Annotated in this window: 18 protein-coding genes and 1 pseudogene; 10 read left to right on the forward strand and 9 right to left on the reverse strand. The window is 63.4% G+C overall.

Translation table 11 applies throughout. The features are described from left to right. Nucleotides 1-61: 61 nt before the first annotated feature. Nucleotides 62-1,012 carry a DUF3592 domain-containing protein gene (locus AC1D0N_RS14185; protein ID WP_477244817.1) on the forward strand — a complete coding sequence of 317 codons (951 nt, stop codon included), beginning with the start codon at nt 62-64 and terminating at the stop codon, nt 1,010-1,012. Nucleotides 1,013-1,031: 19 nt separating this feature from the next. Here AC1D0N_RS14185 and AC1D0N_RS14190 read toward each other — a convergent pair whose 3' ends face one another. Further along, nucleotides 1,032-1,391: a hypothetical protein gene (locus tag AC1D0N_RS14190; RefSeq protein WP_477244819.1), complete on the reverse strand. Its 360-nt coding sequence runs from the start codon at nt 1,389-1,391 to the stop codon at nt 1,032-1,034. A gap of 73 nt (nt 1,392-1,464) precedes the next feature. On the opposite strand from AC1D0N_RS14190, the gene AC1D0N_RS14195 reads away from it, so the two are divergent. After that, complete coding sequence (locus AC1D0N_RS14195; RefSeq protein ID WP_477244821.1) at nt 1,465-1,986, forward strand: hypothetical protein; 522 nt, start codon at nt 1,465-1,467, stop codon at nt 1,984-1,986. Beyond that, complete coding sequence (locus tag AC1D0N_RS14200) at nt 1,979-2,599, forward strand: hypothetical protein (RefSeq protein WP_477244823.1); 621 nt, start codon at nt 1,979-1,981, stop codon at nt 2,597-2,599. The genes AC1D0N_RS14195 and AC1D0N_RS14200 overlap by 8 nt, the downstream gene beginning before the upstream one ends. Before the next feature lie 119 nt (nt 2,600-2,718). Here the strand turns inward: AC1D0N_RS14200 and AC1D0N_RS14205 are convergent, their stop codons facing one another. After that, nucleotides 2,719-3,138, reverse strand: a complete 420-nt coding sequence (locus AC1D0N_RS14205) for a cupin domain-containing protein (protein ID WP_477244825.1) — start codon at nt 3,136-3,138, stop codon at nt 2,719-2,721. Between the two features lie 57 nt (nt 3,139-3,195). Between AC1D0N_RS14205 and AC1D0N_RS14210 the strand changes: the two genes are divergently transcribed. Beyond that, nucleotides 3,196-3,687: a MarR family winged helix-turn-helix transcriptional regulator gene (locus tag AC1D0N_RS14210; RefSeq protein WP_477244827.1), complete on the forward strand. Its 492-nt coding sequence runs from the start codon at nt 3,196-3,198 to the stop codon at nt 3,685-3,687. A 38-nt stretch (nt 3,688-3,725) separates the two neighbouring features. Here AC1D0N_RS14210 and AC1D0N_RS14215 read toward each other — a convergent pair whose 3' ends face one another. Next, entirely contained in the window at nt 3,726-4,016 is a 291-nt protein-coding gene (locus AC1D0N_RS14215) for a PilZ domain-containing protein (RefSeq protein ID WP_477244829.1), read from the reverse strand. A gap of 175 nt (nt 4,017-4,191) precedes the next feature. Next, nucleotides 4,192-4,797, reverse strand: a complete 606-nt coding sequence (locus tag AC1D0N_RS14220) for a BA14K family protein (RefSeq protein WP_477244831.1) — start codon at nt 4,795-4,797, stop codon at nt 4,192-4,194. Nucleotides 4,798-4,965: 168 nt separating this feature from the next. Here AC1D0N_RS14220 and AC1D0N_RS14225 point away from each other — a divergent pair, with 168 nt between their 5' ends. Together AC1D0N_RS14225 and AC1D0N_RS14230 are read left to right on the forward strand one after the other, a co-directional pair. Beyond that, complete coding sequence (locus tag AC1D0N_RS14225) at nt 4,966-6,078, forward strand: endonuclease/exonuclease/phosphatase family protein (protein WP_477244833.1); 1,113 nt, start codon at nt 4,966-4,968, stop codon at nt 6,076-6,078. A 7-nt stretch (nt 6,079-6,085) separates the two neighbouring features. Then, entirely contained in the window at nt 6,086-6,817 is a 732-nt protein-coding gene (locus AC1D0N_RS14230; protein WP_477244835.1) for a hypothetical protein, read from the forward strand. Between the two features lie 52 nt (nt 6,818-6,869). On the opposite strand, the gene AC1D0N_RS14235 is transcribed toward AC1D0N_RS14230, so the two are convergent. Next, complete coding sequence (locus AC1D0N_RS14235) at nt 6,870-7,991, reverse strand: 1-aminocyclopropane-1-carboxylate deaminase (protein ID WP_477244837.1); 1,122 nt, start codon at nt 7,989-7,991, stop codon at nt 6,870-6,872. Between the two features lie 146 nt (nt 7,992-8,137). Here AC1D0N_RS14235 and AC1D0N_RS14240 point away from each other — a divergent pair, with 146 nt between their 5' ends. After that, nucleotides 8,138-8,614 (forward strand): Lrp/AsnC family transcriptional regulator, encoded by a 477-nt coding sequence (locus AC1D0N_RS14240; RefSeq protein WP_477244839.1) that lies wholly within the window; start codon nt 8,138-8,140, stop codon nt 8,612-8,614. 27 nt (nt 8,615-8,641) lie between these two features. Here the strand turns inward: AC1D0N_RS14240 and AC1D0N_RS14245 are convergent. Further along, a pseudogene (locus AC1D0N_RS14245) lies at nt 8,642-8,885 on the reverse strand (hypothetical protein). A gap of 168 nt (nt 8,886-9,053) precedes the next feature. Here AC1D0N_RS14245 and AC1D0N_RS14250 point away from each other — a divergent pair. Together AC1D0N_RS14250 and AC1D0N_RS14255 are read left to right on the forward strand one after the other, a co-directional pair. Next, a complete protein-coding gene (locus AC1D0N_RS14250; RefSeq protein ID WP_477244840.1) occupies nt 9,054-9,419 on the forward strand; it encodes an ArsR/SmtB family transcription factor in 366 nt (121 codons plus the stop codon). Continuing rightward, nucleotides 9,397-9,912 carry an SRPBCC domain-containing protein gene (locus AC1D0N_RS14255; RefSeq protein ID WP_477244842.1) on the forward strand — a complete coding sequence of 172 codons (516 nt, stop codon included), beginning with the start codon at nt 9,397-9,399 and terminating at the stop codon, nt 9,910-9,912. The genes AC1D0N_RS14250 and AC1D0N_RS14255 overlap by 23 nt, the downstream gene beginning before the upstream one ends. A gap of 118 nt (nt 9,913-10,030) precedes the next feature. Here the strand turns inward: AC1D0N_RS14255 and AC1D0N_RS14260 are convergent, their stop codons facing one another. From AC1D0N_RS14260 to AC1D0N_RS14270, 3 genes are read right to left on the reverse strand one after another with little or no spacing between them, the layout of a single operon-like run. After that, nucleotides 10,031-11,248 (reverse strand): ABC transporter permease, encoded by a 1,218-nt coding sequence (locus AC1D0N_RS14260; RefSeq protein WP_477244844.1) that lies wholly within the window; start codon nt 11,246-11,248, stop codon nt 10,031-10,033. A gap of 2 nt (nt 11,249-11,250) precedes the next feature. Further along, a complete protein-coding gene (locus tag AC1D0N_RS14265) occupies nt 11,251-11,958 on the reverse strand; it encodes an ABC transporter ATP-binding protein (protein WP_477244846.1) in 708 nt (235 codons plus the stop codon). Between the two features lie 3 nt (nt 11,959-11,961). Continuing rightward, nucleotides 11,962-13,254: an efflux RND transporter periplasmic adaptor subunit gene (locus AC1D0N_RS14270; RefSeq protein ID WP_477244848.1), complete on the reverse strand. Its 1,293-nt coding sequence runs from the start codon at nt 13,252-13,254 to the stop codon at nt 11,962-11,964. A gap of 101 nt (nt 13,255-13,355) precedes the next feature. Here AC1D0N_RS14270 and AC1D0N_RS14275 point away from each other — a divergent pair, with 101 nt between their 5' ends. Beyond that, a complete protein-coding gene (locus AC1D0N_RS14275) occupies nt 13,356-14,264 on the forward strand; it encodes a PhzF family phenazine biosynthesis protein (protein WP_477244849.1) in 909 nt (302 codons plus the stop codon). Nucleotides 14,265-14,321 lie beyond the last annotated feature (57 nt).

A 14,321-nucleotide genomic window follows, 5' to 3' on the forward strand; every position in this document is an offset into this window, starting at 1 on the left:
GTAGGACCAATTGGTCCTGGGCATGCATGCCAGGGGGTGCGTTTTGGATATCAAGTTTCTGTTGATCGGGTTCGCATGCCTGGGCGCCGGTGGGCTCAGCCTTGTGACGTTGTTGAAGTGGCGAGAGGTGCGCGCGGTCAGTCGCTGGTTGCCGACGCCGGGCAGGATCATCTCGTCGCGGGTGGAAGCCCGTGAGGTGACCAGTTCGGGATCCGGCTCGGACAGCAGCACTTCGACCGAGATCCGCAATTTTCCGGCGATCACCTTTCAGTACAAGGTGGGTGGCAAGTCATTTCAAAGTTCGCATTACAGTGTGCAGGAGAACCTCGGAAATTTCGAGGTGCCTGAAACCCTCGCGCGCTTTCCCAAGGGGGCCGCCGTCACCGTTTTCTACGACCCGTCCAATCCGGCCAAGGCCGTGATCGAGCGCACCATGCCTGAAGGCGCCTTCAAGTTCATGGCCACGCTCTCCACGGGGCTGGTGGTTGGTGCGCTTGTGCTGGTCCTTTCCGTCGGCGGTGCGCTGGAAGCGATCGGGCCGCATTTGCCCAAGCCGCAGAACCTTAGCGCCGCGGTGCTTTTGCTGGTCATGGGATTGTTCATCCTGCGCATGGGCTTTGCCCAGAAGTCGCTGGCGGAACAGGCGGCCAAATGGCCTGTCACCGCCGGACGCATCGACACCTCCGGCCTGCAGGAATTTCAAACCCGCAACAGTGGCTACCGCCCCTGGCGCACGGTCTTCAAATCCCGAATCGTCTACAGCTACAGCGTCGCCGGCCAGCGCTACAGCGCCGATCGCGTCGCCTTCGGTGGAACGCTGACGGCCACGCTGCCGCGCCTCGTCGGCGGCCAGTCGAAACGCTATGTCGAGGGCAGCAAGGTCGATGTGCACTATGATCCCGCCAATCCCGCCGCGGCCGTGCTCGAATGCAAGGTGTGGGGTCTATGGGTTCTCTGGGTCTGCGCTGCCGGCTTCCTTGGCGGGGCAGCGCTGCTCGTCGGGCTGATCTAGGGGACAAGCTCGACTGTCTTCAGCATCTGACCAGCGGTCCACTGTCGAAGCCAGGCCAGGTCAACCGCAACAGCGCTCCGTCGGTAACGACATGGATGATCCGCGAGAATGGCTCTTCGGCCGATGGATCGGAGCCGTAGCATTGGCTTGCCCGCACCAGCCAGCCTGTGGCGTCCTTGCGAAATTTCGCCTGCTCGCAGCCGAGATCGGGAGCCGAAAGGGCTTTCCGGTACAGAGTGTAGACCGTCTGGCGCTGGACGTCGGCGGCAGCCGTGCAGTTCAGCCGATTCGTAGACCAGGTGCCGACATAGGGCTCGGCGCCGAGGGCAGGACCGCCCAGCAATGCGCATATCGAGATCGTCACCATCAGACGCTGCATCACCGGATTTTCTTTCCCTTTGGCCACGACCCTGGTCGGATGCTACACGCTTGATGCTTCACGGGGGAAATCAATGATCATCCGCAAGGCAGGCGTCATCGTTCTGAGCATGCTCAGCCTGTTGCAGGTCGCGAATGCGAAGGAATGTCTGTTGAGCCACGCCACCTATCGCGAACCGCGCTCGGGAGCGACCATGCAGTTCCGGCCCATCGCCAACGAGCCGGCGGCGCTCACGACCGAGGTGTTTTCACTGACGGTGCCCAATACCGACATCCGTTTGCCGTCCGACATCACCTGGACCAATGGCAAGAACTCTTTTCCACTGGGCACGATCCGGCATCCCTGCACCGACGATGACCGCGACGCTGGCAGCGAGGATGGCAGTGGATTGTGCCGGGTGTGGGACGAGCAGGTCTATGCGTTGAACGCAGGTGGTGCCGAGCAACTGAACGCCCATGAGGCGTCGCCGGCGCCGACAGGGCTGTTGCTGCCGGATTTTGGTGCGACCTTTGTCGAATGGCCCGATTTTGCCAATGCCAATCCCGACAGCGCGGCCTGGGATGCCTTCACCTTGACTGGATGCAGCGATGAATAGAAGCGTGAGATTGTTCGCCCGCGCCCTGTTGGCGCTTGTCGCCATGTCTGGCGGGGCGCATGCCGCCAAAGGCAAGCCGTCACGTCCGCCTGTCGACAAATGCGCCTGGGAAAGGCTGGCGGACCAGGGCGTCGGGCTTGCCGCCTGGGTGCAGCGCTGTGATTTCGGCTTTCGCCAGATCCATTTCGAGTTTGTCGGCAGAGCACTTGCCATCAAATACAGCGATGGCGGCGCGGCCGATCCGCTGGTCGAGGTCTTCGACGTCCAGCCGGGCGAAACCGCCGAGGCTGCATTGCAGCGCATATTCCAGGAAAAGACCGACAAGGCTGTCGCCAAACGCTGCGAGCTGACGCGTTACACCGAAGGGACCACGCCCGCGGGGGTCATCCGCTACACTTTCAGCCCCAATGCCGCCTATGCAAAGGAGTTGAAGGCCCTTGCCAATCCCGATGAGGTTGGCGAGCCGCCTTGCGGCGAATGGGGTGAAGCCCCCGATGGCATCCAGTATTTCGAGGTGCAATCGTCCGAGTCGGATAGACTTCTGTTTGTTCGCGTCGGCCAGGACGAACCCTTGTTTGACGAGCAGACACTGAAAATCCTGCCGCCTGGCTAGACGCGCGCTCGCCGGCTGCAAAGAGTAGCGATTCCCGGAGGTGTTCAGCCGTAGTGCCAGCGCGGTTTTGGCTCGGTGCCGGTGAACAGCACGCCGACGCGGTCGTCGCAGCTGGGGACCTACGCGGGCACGAGCCCGTGGCGCAGCATGACCTCCTTCGCCTTGGCCAGGTCGGGCTTGCCGGGGACGTTGATCACCTCGGCAATCTCGTCGAAGTAGCTGCGCCCGATGGACCCCGGCGTCATCACGGCCAAAGTCCGCGACACATCGTCGTGCAGGTTCTCGTGGTGGTGGACACTTCCACGCGGAATGAAGATGGCATCGCCGGCGCCGAGTTCCTGCTTTCGCCCATCAACGGTGATCGTCAAAATGCCCTCCAGCCCATACAGCGTTTCGTCCGCCTCCTGATGGAAGTGGGGCGCCGGTACGCGGGCGCGGGACGGGACAACGAATTCAAACACGGTTGCACCCTTGTCGGTGACCAGGAAGCGCAATTCCAGCTCACCGATCCTCAAGACGCTCTGTGTACCCGCTTCCATCGACATGCTCCTTGTTGTAAAGTGGTTTTACAGAATTTGTAAAAGGACTTTACAACAATGTCAACAGCCAGTCAGACGGAAGAACCGCCGAAGCCCGACAGGGAGCTGCGCCCGCCCTTCTTCGGGGCTCTCCTGCGCATCACCTGGCAGCACGTTCGCAACCAGATGCACAAGGCCATTCATGACGCCGGCTTCACCGACTTCCAGGACGCTCACTTCGCCGTGTTCTCCTATCCCCTTCCGGATGGCGTAAGGCCGTCGGAACTGGCTCGCCAGAAGCGAATGTCGAGGCAGGCGATCAACTACCTCCTCATCCAGCTCGAGGAGCTCGGCTATATCGAGCGGCGCTCTCCCGAGGGCAGCGACCGGCGCCTCATCTACCTGAGCGCGCGCGGGTGGCAGCTTGTCGAGACGATTTTCACCTGCCTGCGGCGGTTGCACGCGGAATGGGCGGCGGAGATCGGTGAGGAGCGATTCAACGCCTTCCTTGACGTGTTGAAGCAGCTGTCCGCCAGGGCGCAGGAGGACCACGCCAAAGATCCAGGCTAGCAGTCAACAAGCCGAACGATCGCGACGGTGTGTTGTGTTCAGCCGTAGTGCCAGTGGGGTTTCGGCTCGGTGCCGGTGAACACGATGCCGATGCGGTCTTCACGGCGCCAGCGGACCACCGCCTTGTAGCCGATGCCGTCGGTTGGCACGTAGAGCAGGAATTCGTCCGGCACGCGCGCGTCGATCGCTACTTTCAGCTCGGCACCGCCGGCATGCATGTTGCGCACCGTGCACTTGACCTCGGAATTGGTCAGGCCGGTCAGGATCGTCGCGCCCTTGAGGACGCGCTGTCTGTGTTTGTCTCTGTGTTCGTGTTCGTCGTCGGCCATCGCACAAAATCCCGGGCGATCGTCGCGTGGGGAGCGGTCTGATCAATTGAGCGATAGTCCTGCCGGATAAACATAGCGTTAGCGTCGGGAATGCTGCGCAGATTTTGTGGTGCCTGCTGACGAAAAACGGCGCCGCGATGCGCGGCGCCGTAGGGAATTCGCCAGGCTGCCTTGCTCAGCTATAGGGCGACCAGCACTGCTGGCGCGGGCCGTTGTAAGGCTGGAAGGTGTTGTCCCGAACCCGATACGACCGGTAACGATCATAGCACCACTGGACATGGGCGCTGGAAAGCCGCTGCGCCCGATAGTAGCGGCGCGGTGCCGGCTGCACGTAGTAGCCGCCATTGTAGTAGCCGTTGTTGTAGTACCCATTGTTGTAGATGCTGCCGAGGCCGAGCCCTAGACCGAGGCCGAGAATCGCGGCGCCGCCATCAAAATCGCCGCCGCGATGATGGCGATGATGGCGCCAACGCCAGTTGTCTCCGCCGTTCCAGTTGCCATTGTCCCAATCGTTCGACCGGGTAAAACGGCGCTCGCCGAAATTGTTGGACCACCGACGGCCATCGTGGCGGCGCCAGCGCCAATCCTCCTCGTTTTGCCCGTTGGGGCCGCTGCCGGCCCACTCGTCGCGGACAGGTATGATTTCCGGCGCCGCGGCATTGGCCGGGACCGATGGATCGGGTTGCAGGATGGGCCCGGCCAGGGATGGGGCCGTCAGGCTCGCCAAAAGACCGAGGGTCATTACCCCGGACCGGACAGAAGACAAAAAGAGCGAGTTCATTGCACTCTCCTGGAGATACAGGCCCCACGCCCAGACTACCCCGGGGAAGAACCGTATTGATGGAACTTCCCGTCTGAACGGAGGATGAACGGAAAGGTTCCATCAACCATGACGGGCATGGGAGCGGCCCCTTGTCTTCGCGGCCGCTTGCAGGCAAAGGTCACGGTCATGTCGCTGCGCCTTGCTACCTTCAATGTCGAAAACCTGATGAACAGGTTCGATTTCTCCGGCTACCGCAACCAGCTCAACGAAGATCGCACGCTGGCGCTTTTCGATATCCAGAGCGAGGCCGAATACAAGATGCTGGAGCAGGCCCGCGCCATCGCGCAGTCCGACGACACGCGCCAGCTGACGGCGCTGGCTATAGCTGCGACGCGCGCGGACATCATCTGCATGCAGGAGGTCGACAATATCGAGGCGCTGAAGGCTTTCGAATACGGCTATCTGTTCAAGATGGTGGGGCAGGGCTACCGGCAGAAATACACAACCGCCGGCAATGATTCGCGCGGCATCGACGTTGCGGTGATGATGCGCAACGAGACCGCGCAGGGCCAGCCGATCGAATTCGTGCGCATGACCAGCCATGCCTATGTCACGTTCGAGCAGTTCGGCCTGCATACGCCGGAGCTGGCGGCACTGGGAAACCAGGCCAATGAGCGGATCTTCCGGCGCGACTGCCTCGAGGTCGATGTGACGGTGGGTGGCGTGCCGCTGACGCTGTACCTCGTGCATTTCAAATCGATGGGCTCGCCGCGCAACGGTCTCGACGGACGCGAGGCGACAATGCCGGTGCGTATCGCCGAGGCGCAAGCGGTGCGCCGCATCATCGAGGAGCGCTTCAGCAAGGACCATGCCGCCGACAAGCGCTGGGCGATCTGCGGCGACATGAACGACTACCGGCAACGGGTGAAGATCGAGGGCGACAATATCGATGGCTATCGCTTCACGGTGGTCGACGAGAGCCAGTCCTGCCTCAATGTGCTCACCGCTGGAGGCTTTTGCGAAAACGTCGTTGAGCGGCGGCCGGAAATGGACCGCTGGAGCTTTTATCACACGCGCGGACCGGAGGAGCGGCATCTGTGCCAGCTCGACTACATCCTGTTGTCGAAGGGTTTGGCGGCCAGCAACGCGACGGCCGTTCCCGACATCATCCGCAACGGCCAACCCTGGCGCACCATATTCCCGGCGGGACAGGCGGTGGACCGCTTTCCGCGCGCCGGCTGGGACCGGCCGAAGGCCTCCGACCATTGCCCGGTGGCGATCACCCTGGATATGGTCTGAGGCTGCGTTGAGTTTCGATCTGCCACGCAACGTCATCCTGCCGGTCGACGCCATCGACGTGCGGCTGGATCCCGGCCCGCACCCGTTCGCGCTGGATAATGCGGAGGCGATTGCCGAAAACTGGCAGCGCGAGACAATAGCCAACCCGGCCCTGTTCGACGGCACGGTGGTGTTGCTCTCGCAACTTGCATGGCGCGACAACCGCCTCGTCGGCCGCTGCCACGCCGTCGGCTATTCGACCTTCATGCTTTGGCGCAAGCGGCGCGAGAATTCCGGCGCCGAGCACGCCTATGCGCATGCCATGCTCGTGGCCGGTGACAATGCGCTGGTGGCGATTCGCATGGGGCCGCACACCGTCAATGCCGGCCGTGTCTACTTTGCCGCCGGATCGTTCGAGCCTGTCGATTTTCGCGACGGGCTGGTCGATGTCGATTTCAATATGATCCGTGAGGTGCGCGAAGAGACCGGCCTCGACCTGTTCGGTGCGAAACGCGGCAAGCGCTGGCATGCCCTGTCGACCAACAGCGGCACCGTGATCTTCCGCCGCTATCACGAGACGGCGCCCGCCGACGAGATCGCTCAACGCATCAGCGCCTTCGTCGCGACCGAGGCCGATCCGGAGATCGAGGGGCCAGTGATCATCCGTCATGCCACCGACCTGCCGGACGGGCTATCGCCGCACATGAAGCCGCTGGTCGAGTGGCATTTTGCGGGTGGTGAACTGGACCCCGGCCTGTGATGTCGCCGAGCGGTGACTCGTCGTCAGAGTGAGCGCCTGAATCGAAACCGAACTACGGGAAGAGTGGCGGCAGCGCGTCGTACTGCGAGTTGTCCCGGCTGCTAGGTTCGTCTGCTGGGACCACCGCTGGTTCCGGCCGCTTCGGAAGGCGGGCGCCGTCGTCCTTGTAGTAATAGCTGTAGCCGTTGATGGCCGGGGCGCCACCCAGATGCGCGTAGAGAACTCTGGAGCCCTCAGGGAAAAAGCCTTTCGCAGTTAGATCGATCAGGCCCTGCATCGATTTCCCCTCGTACACCGGATCCGTGATCATGGCCTCGGTGCGGGCCGCCAATCGTATCGCGTCGTTCGTGGCGTCCGACGGAACGCCATAGGCCGGATAGGCATAGTCCGGATTGATCACGATTTCGTCGTCGCGCACAGTGCGGCCAAGCCCGACGAGGGCGGCGGTGTCGTCGACGATGCGGCGGACCTGCGCGCGGGTCTGGTCTGGTGTCCCGGAGGCGTCGATGCCGATCACCCGGTCGGCGCGGTCTTGTGCGGCGAAGCCAACGATCATGCCGGCCTGCGTCGAACCAGTGACCACGCACACGATGATGTAGTCGAAGGTGAAACCGAGCTCGGCCTCCTGGCTCGCTACCTCCTCGGCGAAGCCGACATAGCCCAGCCCGCCGAACTTGTGCACCGAGGCGCCGGCCGGGATTGGATAGGGCTTGCCGCCTGCGTCTTTGACCGACTGGATCGCGTCCTCCCAGCTTTTGCGGATGCCGATGTCGAAGCCGTCGTCGACGAGCCGGCAGTCCGCACCCATCAGGCGCGTCATCAGGATGTTTCCGACCCGATCGTAGACCGCATCATAGTGGGGCACCCACTTCTCCTGGATCACCACGCACTTCATGCCGATCTTGGCGGCCGTTGCGGCGACCATGCGCGTATGGTTCGACTGGACGCCGCCAATCGACACCAGCGTGTCGGCGCCGGAGCGAATAGCGTCAGGCACGATGTATTCGAGCTTTCGTAGCTTGTTCCCGCCCATGGCGAGCCCGGAATTGCAATCGTCACGCTTGGCGTAAACCTGCACCTTCCCGCCCAGCGCCGCGCTCAGCCGCGGCAGATGCTCGATCGGCGTGGGGCCGAAGGTCAGCGGATAGCGTTCGAACTTTGCGAGAAGTGACATCGATCTGTCTCCGCCGTGGTCGTTTTCTATGGGCTGATCATAAGCGGACTCATGCGAAAGGTGCTCTCGAACTTCCTTATGGAATTTACACGCAATACAAAAAATTGCGGTATCATTGGCCTAATCATCCACTTGGATCCTAAGAAATGGAAGAATCTTCCGATGAAGCTCTCGACCGCGTCGACGTCAGGATCCTGCGCCTCCTTCAGGCCGAGGGACGGCTGACCAATGCGGACCTGGCGACCCGCGTGAATGTCAGCGCAGCCACCTGCCATCGGCGCACACAACGCCTGTTCGATGAAGGCTACATCACAGGGGTCAGGGCCGAGATCGCGCCCGCTGCGGTGGGGCTTGGCGCGCTGGTGATGGTCGGCGTCGTGCTCGACCGCTCGACACCAGAAAGCTTCGCCGCTTTCGAGGCGGCCGTGCACGAGCTCAAAGAGGTGTTGGATTGCAATCTCGTGGCCGGCGACTTCGACTATCTGTTGAAGATAAGAGTTCGCGACATGGCGGATTTCAACAAGCTCCACGGGCAGAAGCTGATTGCGCTACCTGGTGTTCGGCAAACCCGGACTTTCTTCGTCATGAAGGAGGTCAAGGAGAATGCGCGGCTTCCGTTTTGACAGCGGCAACCAAACGGCGAGCGAGGGTCAGTGCGGCGCCTTGTTCTGCGCTGCCTTGCGGTCGTTGCGGGCGGCGACAAAGAACAGGATGACGCCAAGACCGAGCAATCCGCCCATCGCCATTCCCATCGTCTGGCCGACGACCTCTTGGAAGTCGGCGTGGACGCGATCGGGGTTGGCCATGCCGTAGCGGGCGAGATACCACCAGAGGCCTGCCAGCGCGGCCTCGATGATGAACATCACCAAGATCAGATCGTGCCTTCTTGCTCATGCGTTGTTCGCCTCCGACCAAAGATATCTTGCCTTAGGGCCAGGAGATCGCCGAGTCGATCGAATCTACATCGAATGACGTCGATTTGGGAGCGAAGGCGGCCGGCAACGCGGCACGGGCTCGGGCCCCCTTGCATGCCGCCAATTCGTCTGCTAGATACTGAACCATATGGTTCAGTATATTCGCCCCCATCTCGATGCCTCGTTCGCCGCGATCTCGGACACCACCCGACGCGGCGTTCTGGAGCAGCTCGGACGTTCCGATGCTTCGATCACGGAGCTCGCCGAGAAGTTCCACATGACCCTCACGGGCATGAAGAAGCATGTCGGCGTCTTGGAGCAGGCGGGGCTCGTCACCACGGAAAAGGTCGGGCGCGTGCGAACCTGCAAGCTCGGCCTGCGCCGACTGGAGGAAGAGGCGGCATGGATCGAGAGGTACCGCCAAGTCTGGGACGCACGCTTCGACGCGTTGGACAAGGTTGTCGAGGAATTGAAACAGAAGGAGAAAGCCGATGGACAAAAGAAGCGAGAGTGAGCCCATGAACAACCGCACGACGGTCGAACGGAAGTCCGACCGAGAGCTGGTCGTTACGCGAACCGTCAACGGCCCGGCGCGCATCGTGTTCGAGGCGTGGACCAAGCCCGAGCTGTTCAAGCGGTGGTGGGCGCCGAAGTCGATGGGCATGTTCCTGCGTTCCTGCGAGATGGATGTTCGTACCGGTGGCACGTACCGCCTGGCGTTCGGCCACGATGCCTCAAACTCTGACGAGTTCTTCGGCAGGTATGTCGAAGTGATACCGCACTCGCGCATCGTCTGGACCAATGACGAAGGTGGTGACGTTGGACCCGTCACCACGGTGACCTTCGAGGAAAAGGGTGGCAAGACGCTGGTGGTCCTGCACGAACTCTATCCCTCGAAGGAAGCTCTCGACGCTGCCGGGACCGGCGCGGCGGATGCGATGGGCGAGCAGTTCGAGCAACTGGATGAACTTCTCGTCGCCCTGGGCGCGGGCGGCGGAGGGTCATGAGGTCGTCCGCGCATGGAGCAGCGTTGACCGGTCGCTGATCGGTACGGCGACAGCATTGTGGGAATCGGTAACATCCAAGGTTGCGGATGGAGGTCGCAGTGATGGAGCTGGCCTGGTCTTACTCGTGCCGCAGCGCGTCGATCGGATCGAGGCGGGCGCCGCGCAGCGCTGGGAAAAAGCCGAACACCATGCCGATCAGCGCGGAGAAGCCGACGGCGAGCAGGATGACCGCCGGGCTCGGCGCGAAGGGGATGGCCAGTGTCAGCGAGGCAAGGCCGGCCAGCGCCAGGCCGATCAGGATGCCGATGATGCCGCCGAGCAACGACAGCACCGTCGCCTCGACCAGGAACTGGATGAGGATGTGCTTTTCCTGCGCACCGATGGCGAGCCGGATGCCGATCTCGCGGGTGCGCTCGGTGACCGAAACCAGCATGATGTTCATGATGCCGATGCCGCCGACCAGCAGGCTGACGCCGGCGACCGCACCCAGCATGCCGGTCATGGTGGTGGTGGCGCTGGCCATGGCGTCGGCGATCTGGGTCATGTCGCGGATCGAGAAATCATCCTCGCGGTCGGGCGTGATGCGGCGCGTGTCGCGCAAGATGTCCTCGACGCGCGGCTGCAACTCGCTGGTCGGCGTCCTGTCGTCGGCGGCGACATAGATGTTGTCGATGTCGCGATTGCCGGCGATGCGGCGCTGGTAGGCGGCGAGCGGCATCAGCACGACATTGTCCTGGTCCTGGCCGAAGCCGGTATAGCCCTTCGGCTCCAGCAGGCCGATGATCTTGCAGGAGGTGCGGTTGACGCGGATGATCTCGCCTTCGGGGTCGCCGGCGCCGAAGAATTGCTGGCGTACCGTCTCGCCGATAAGGCACACGCCGGTGCCGGAGCGTGTCTCGGAATCGCTGAACGGGCGGCCCGAAACCAGCTTCCAGTCGCGCGCATCGAGATAGGCGCTGTCGGTGCCGGTGACGCCAGAGGTCAGGCTCTCGGTGCCGAAGATGACGCGGACCTGTTTTTGCGAGGCCGGCGAAATGGCGCGCGCCCCGGTCAAATGCGCGACCAGTGCGGCAAGATCCTTTTCGGCCAGCGGGCGGACGACCTGGTCGAGTCCGCCCGGTCCGCCGGGGCCAGCCGGGCGGCCGGAGCGGACGACAAGCAGATTGCTGCCGAGCTTGGAGATGTCAGCCTTGACCTTTTCGGTGGTGCCCGAGCCGATGGTCAGCATGGCGATGACTGCGGCGACGCCGATGACGATGCCGAGCAACGTCAGGAAAGAGCGCAGCACGTTGCGGCGGATGGAGCGGAGCGAGAGGCGGACGGTTTCCCAGAGCATGGTTAGGCCATTTCCCGCTTCACGGTGTCGGAGGCGACATGGCCGTCGAGGAAGCGGATCGTGCGCTCGGCGTAGCCGGCGACATCGGCCTCGTGCGTGACCATGGCGATGGTCAGGCCAAGCTCGGTGTTGAGCCGCGTCAACAGCTCCATGATCTCATGCGTGCGGGCGGTGTCGAGGTTGCCGGTCGGCTCGTCGGCGACGAGCAGCGTCGGCCTGGTGACGATGGCGCGCGCGATCGCCACGCGCTGCTGCTGGCCGCCTGAGAGTTCGGCCGGCGTATGATGCTCGCGGCCGACGAGGCCGACCTGCGCCAGCGCCTGCATGGCGAGATCGCGCCGCTCGCGGCTTGCCACGCCGCGATAGATCAGCGGCAGTTCGACGTTTTCCGCCGCCGTGGTGCGCGGCAGGAGATTGTAGCCCTGGAAGACGAATCCGACATAGAGATTGCGCAGCAGAGCGCGGCGGTTGCGGTCGAGCCGGCCGGCATCGACGCCCATGAAGGCGTAGGTGCCGGCGGTCGGCGTGTCGAGGCAGCCGATGATGTTCATCGCCGTCGACTTGCCGGACCCGGACGGCCCCATGATGGCGACGAATTCACCGCGGCGGATGGCGAGATCGACACCGGCCAGCGCATGCACCTTGGCCTCGCCCTGGCCATAGGTTTTCCAGACCTGGTCGAAGCTGATGAGGGTCGCGCCCGCCGCCACGGCTCAGCTCCGCTGCTGCGACGCGGTGATGACCAGTGCGCCTTCGCCAAGGCCGGAGGTGATCTCGGTCAGTTCGCCGTCGGTGGAGCCGATCTTGACGTTGACCGGGTGCGGCCGCCCGTTCTCCAGCACATAGAGCGTGCGCGAGCCGTCGGTGGGCGGTGTCGGCTGCTGGCGCTGGCGATTGCCGCCAGGACGCCCCATGCGGCCGGTGAACAGGTCGCTCAGGCTCCATGTGCGGGCGGCTTGCTGCGCCGGGCGATAGCGGAAGGCGGTGGACGGCACGGTGAGCACGCCCTTGGCCTGCCTGGTGACGACCGAGACAGTGGCGGTCATGCCGGGCCGCAACAAAAGCTCGTTGTTGTCGACCTCGAGCCGCGCACTGTAGGTGACGACGCCGTCAGTGGTCACCGAGGCAAAGGAAATGTCGCGGATCTCGGCGTCGAATGGCCGGTCGGGGAAGGCATCGACGGTGAAGCGGGCATGCTGGCCGGTCTTGACCGCGCCGATATCTGCCTCGTCGACCGCCGCCACCAGTTCCATGTTCCTGAGATCGGCGGCGATGATGAACAGCACCGGCGCCTGCAGCGAGGAGGCGACCGTCTGGCCGGGATCGACCGAACGTGTCAGCACGATGCCGTCGATCGGGGCATAGATGGTGCTGTTGGCCAAATCCGTCTGCTGTGATTTCAGATCGGCATTGGCGATGGCGAGATTGGCCTCGGCACTATCGAGCGCCGCCTTGGAGCGGTCGCGCGTCGCGGTCGCTGCCTCGAGCGACTGGTCGGTCGCCATGCCGCGCCTGGTCAGCTCAGCGGCACGCACCAGCGCCTTTTCGTTTTCGGTCAGCGTGACGGTGGCGTCCTCGACATTGGCGGCGGCCGCCTTGGCGGAGGCCTGCGCCCGTTCGATCTGCACCTCCAGCTTGGCGGTGTCGAGCGCGGCCAGTACGTCGCCCTTCTTGACCTGTTGGTTCTCGTTGACCGAGACCGAGCGGACGACGCCGGACAACTGGCTGGAAATGTCGACCTGGGTGAGGGGCTGCAGCGTGCCGGTCGCGGAGACCGCGACGGTGAGGTCGGCGACAGCGGCCGGCGCCGTGGTGTAGTCGATCTTGGCAGGGGACCCGGCATACCACTGGTAACCGGCGAGGCTTGCGGCGATGATGATCAGCGCCAGCAGGCCATAGAGCCAGCCACGGCGACGTGTCTTGCGCCGCCCTGTGTGATCAAGGCCGAGCGCCGTCTCGATGGCGGAATCCGATTCCGTCTTTGGCAGATTGACAATCTGGTCCACGCCGGACCCCTATAATGCGCAATGTCCCTATCAGTGCACAGATCAGGCTTGCTGGTTCGAATATCAAATTAAATTTCGCCCATGTTGGGATTGAGGCAAGAATGAAAACCCGGAACTACTTGCTCTACGACGTGTTTACGACCGATCGGCTGGCCGGCAATCCGCTGGCCGTGGTGCTGGACAGCAAGGGGCTGGACACCGCCGCCATGCAGGCCATCGCACGCGAGTTCAACCTGTCCGAATCGGTCTTCGTGCTGCCGCCGGACAATCCCAAGCACCGAAACCGCATCCGCATTTTCACGCCCGACTACGAAATGCCGTTTGCCGGCCACCCGACCGTGGGCGCGGCCATTGCGCTCGCCGAGCTGGCAGGCGAGGGCGGCGCCGGCATCTTCGTGCTGGAAGAGAATATCGGCCCGGTGCGCTGCGCCGTCAGCAAGCACGATGGCGCCACCTTCGCCGAGTTCGACCTGGCCAAACTGCCGGAGCCGCTGGAACTGTCCGCCGACCCGGAGGCGATTGGTGCGGCACTTGGCCTGACGCCGCATGAGATCGGCTTCGAGAATCACCGGGTCTCGTTCTGGTCGGCCGGCGTGCCCTACGTGACCATTCCCGTCGCCAATCTGGAGGCGGCGGCGCGGATCAAACTGGACAACCAGGCCTGGTCGGAACTGGCGCCGCGCAAGAGCGACTGGGCGTTCGCCAGCCCGTATGTCTATTGCCGCGAGACGGTGAACCACGACAGCGCCTTCCATGTCCGCATGATCGTGCCGGGCACGCCTTCCTATGAAGACCCGGCGACCGGTTCGGCCGCAGCCGCCTTTGCCGGCGCCATCATGCATTTCGACGCCCCGACGGATGGCAGTTCGCAGCTTTGGATCGAGCAAGGGCTGGAGATGGGACGGCCGTCGCGCATCCGCCTCGAACTGACGGTGCAAGGCGGAAAACTGGCCTCGGCGCGCATCGGCGGCCATGCCATCAAGGTGGCTGAGGGCAAGCTCTTCGTCTGACTGTCTGCGGCACTTAGAGCCTGTTCCATCCCGACGGAATCGGGATGGGGCTCTAAG

The sequence above is a fragment of the Mesorhizobium sp. P2_E10 genome (genome assembly GCF_056404235.1).